Origin of the sequence: Pseudomonas sp. A-1, from assembly GCF_004801855.1 — a bacterium.
Classification (GTDB): Bacteria; Pseudomonadota; Gammaproteobacteria; order Pseudomonadales; family Pseudomonadaceae; genus Geopseudomonas.
The window spans coordinates 1-3,115 of the sequence record NZ_SSTC01000176.1 but is presented as its reverse complement, the minus strand read 5'-3'; the positions used below and the strand labels follow the sequence as shown (position 1 = coordinate 3,115).

At 73.3% G+C, this 3,115-nt stretch carries 3 protein-coding genes and 2 pseudogenes; 2 read left to right on the top strand and 3 right to left on the bottom strand.

Features of this window, described 5'->3' with window-relative positions:
• Nucleotides 1-221 (bottom strand): annotated as a pseudogene (locus E5198_RS20785) (HAD family hydrolase); the annotation flags it as partial.
• A gap of 17 nt (nt 222-238) precedes the next feature.
• On the bottom strand, nt 239-1,114 hold the full coding sequence (gene tesB, locus E5198_RS20780; RefSeq protein ID WP_136491806.1) for an acyl-CoA thioesterase II: 876 nt from the start codon (nt 1,112-1,114) through the stop codon (nt 239-241).
• A gap of 253 nt (nt 1,115-1,367) precedes the next feature.
• Here tesB and E5198_RS20775 point away from each other — a divergent pair, with 253 nt between their 5' ends.
• Nucleotides 1,368-2,282, top strand: a complete 915-nt coding sequence (locus tag E5198_RS20775) for a histone deacetylase (RefSeq protein WP_136491805.1) — start codon at nt 1,368-1,370, stop codon at nt 2,280-2,282.
• A gap of 25 nt (nt 2,283-2,307) precedes the next feature.
• Here E5198_RS20775 and E5198_RS20770 read toward each other — a convergent pair whose 3' ends face one another.
• Nucleotides 2,308-2,835, bottom strand: a complete 528-nt coding sequence (locus tag E5198_RS20770) for a dihydrofolate reductase (RefSeq protein WP_136491804.1) — start codon at nt 2,833-2,835, stop codon at nt 2,308-2,310.
• Nucleotides 2,836-2,933: 98 nt separating this feature from the next.
• Here E5198_RS20770 and E5198_RS20765 point away from each other — a divergent pair.
• Nucleotides 2,934-3,115 (top strand): annotated as a pseudogene (locus tag E5198_RS20765) (hypothetical protein); the annotation flags it as partial.

Sequence of the window (3,115 nt, the reverse complement as noted above, 5' to 3'; positions counted from 1 at the left end):
CCCGGCGCCGGGCGCGCGGCCTCGGCCAGCTCGCGCTCGTGGGCCAGCAGCCAGGCGTGCTTGGCCGCCGCCTCCGGCGCCGGCAGCGCGGCCAGGTGGGCGAGGATGTCGTCCTGCGCCGGGATGTCCAGGGCACGACGGATCGCCGCGAAGTCGTGCACGGCGACGGTCAGGGTACCGTCCATGTCGAACACCCAGTGGCGCAGCCGCGCCAGGCGCATCGCGCTGCCGGCCACGTTCAGGCCCAGTCCGGGCGATGACGGATCAGGCCTTCCTGGACCACCGAGGCGAGCAGCTCGCCCTCGCGGTTGAAGATGTTGCCGCGGGTGAAGCCGCGACCGTTGCCGGCCCACGGGCTGTCCAGGGCGAACAGCAGCCACTGGTCGGCGCGCAGGTCGTTGCGGTGGAACCACAGCGAGTGGTCGAGGCTGGCGATCTGCATCGAGCGCTGCCAGAAGGACACCCCGTGGGGCAGCAGCGCGGTGGTCAGCAGGCCGAAGTCGCTGGCGTAGGCCATCAGGTACTTGTGCAGCGCCGGGTTGTCCGGCAGCGTGCCGGCGGCGCGTACCCACAGGTACTTGTAGGGCGCGCGCGGCTGCGGGTGGCCGACGTCGGCCGGCTCGACCGGACGGATCTCGATCGGCATCTCGAAGTGCAGGCGCTCGCGCATGCCCTCCACCGGCTCCGAGCCCAGCGCGCCGCACAGCTCCTGCTCGGAGAGCAGTTCCTCCGGCCCCGGCACGTCGGGCATCGTCGGCACCTGGTGGCTGAAGCCCTCCTCCTCCTGCTGGAAGGACACGCTGCAGCTGTAGATCGGCCGGCCCTTCTGGATCGCCAGCACGCGGCGGGTGGTGAAGCTGCCGCCGTCGCGCACCCGGTCGACCTGGTAGACCACCGGCTGGGTGGCATCGCCCGGGCGCAGGAAGTAGGCGTGCATGGAGTGCATGTGCCGGTCCGCCGCCACCGTCTGGCTGGCCGCCGACAGCGACTGGCCGATCACCTGGCCGCCGAACAGCTGGCGGAAACCGAGGTCCTGGCTGACGCCGCGGAACAGGTTTTCCTCGATGGTTTCCAGGCTGAGCAGGGCCACCAGCTCGTCGAGCACTTGGGTCATGCTGTATCTCCTTCAGATGCGGGGAGGCCGGCGCCCCGGGCGCGGGCCGGAATGATCGCCCGGGCGGTCGGAGCCGCGTCACGGGACCGTGCAATGGTGACGATGGTAACGATTTTCCCGGTGGCTGTCGGCTGCGCCGAGGGCCGATGTTGCAGCGCAGGACGCGCCGACCGACGGCAGGCCGAGCCTCCCTCCCCGGCGCGCCGCGACGCAGCGCATAATGCCGTTCCGTCCCGCCCGCTGGCCGCCGCCCATGCCCCTGCCGCTGGTATACCACCCCGACTACAGCCCGCCGCTGCCGGCCGGGCACCGCTTCCCGATGGAGAAGTATCGCCTGCTCCACGAGCACCTGCGCGCCAGCCTGCCGGCGGCCGCCTGGCACAGCCCGCAGCCCTGCCCGCTCGACATCCTCGCCCTCACCCACGCCGCGGACTACATCGAGCGCTTCGTCGCCGGCGAGCTGCCGCGCGAGCTGGAGCGCCAGCTCGGCCTGCCGTGGAGCGAGGGGCTGGTGCGCCGCACCCTGCGCGCCCAGGGCGGCTCGCTGCTGACCGCCGAGCTGGCCCTGCAGCACGGCCTGGCCTGCCATCTGGCCGGCGGCACCCACCACGCCCATCGCGAGCGCCCCTCGGGCTTCTGCGTGTTCAACGACCTGGCGGTGGTCGCCCGCCAGCTGCTGGAGAGCGGCCGGGTGCACCGCCTGCTGATCTTCGACTGCGACGTGCACCAGGGCGACGGCACCGCCACCCTGCTGGAAGACTGCCGCGACGCGGTGACCGTGTCGCTGCACTGCGAAGGCAACTTCCCGCCGCGCAAGGCGCGCAGCGACTGGGACTTCGACCTGCCGGCGGGGATGGGCGACGCCGCCTACCTGCAGACGGTGGACGAGGCGCTCGGCTACCTGCTGCACCTCTACCAGCCGGACCTGGTGCTCTACGACGCCGGGGTGGACGTGCACAAGGACGACGTGCTCGGCCTGCTCGAACTCAGCGACGCCGGCATCGCCGCGCGCGACCTGGCGGTGCTGCGCCACTGCCTGTCCCGCGACATCCCGGTGGCCTGCGTGATCGGCGGCGGCTACGACCGCGACCGCCAGGCGCTGGCGCGCCGCCACGGCATCCTCCACCACGGTGCGGCGCAGGTCTGGGAAGAATTCGGCCTGGGCTGAGCGCCCCTCAGGCCACGGTGCGCCGTCACGCCAGCGGCTGCGCGCGCTCCCAGCGCTCGTAGGCGTGCGCCGGCGTCTCGCCGTCGGCCGCGTGCGCCTCGCGCCCGGCCAGCCGCCAGTCGTCCTCGGTGAACGCGGGGAAGAAGGCATCGCCCTGCGGGGCGAGGTGCACCCGGGTCAGGTACAGGCGCTGCGCCAGCGGCAGGCCCTGGGCGTACAGCTCGGCGCCGCCGATCAGCATCAGCTCGTCGACGCCCTGCGCGCGCGCCCACTGCTCGGCGCGGGCGATGGCCGCCGCGAGCGAGGGCAGCACCTCGGCGCCGTCCAGCGCGAGGCCGGCCTGGCGGCTGACCACCAGGTTGAGCCGGCCGGGCAGCGGGCGGCCCAGCGAGTCCCAGGTCTTGCGGCCCATGATGATCGGCTTGCCGAGGGTCAGGGCCTTGAAGTGCCTGAGGTCCGCCGGCAGGTGCCAGGGCAGGCGGTTGTCGATGCCGATCACGCGGTTGTCGGCCAGCGCGGCGATCAGGGCGAGGGGGAGCGTCGGAGTGTTCATGGGGCGCGAGGATAGCAGCCGACAGCGGAGCTGACGATGCCGGCGCCGGCGCGCAGCGGTTATCCTCTGCCCATCAGCCCCGCCGACATGGAGTCCCCTTGCCGCTCGAGTCCATCCCCGAAGCCCTCTGGCTCGCCGAAACCCTGCGCCTGACCGAGGAGCAGGCCGGCCCGCTGGAGGACGCCGAGGCCTGCCGCCAGGCGCGCGCCGGCGGCGGCGACCTGCACCGGCGCATCCTCGCCCGCGCCGAACGGCTGGCCAGCCGCGACGGCCTCGACCT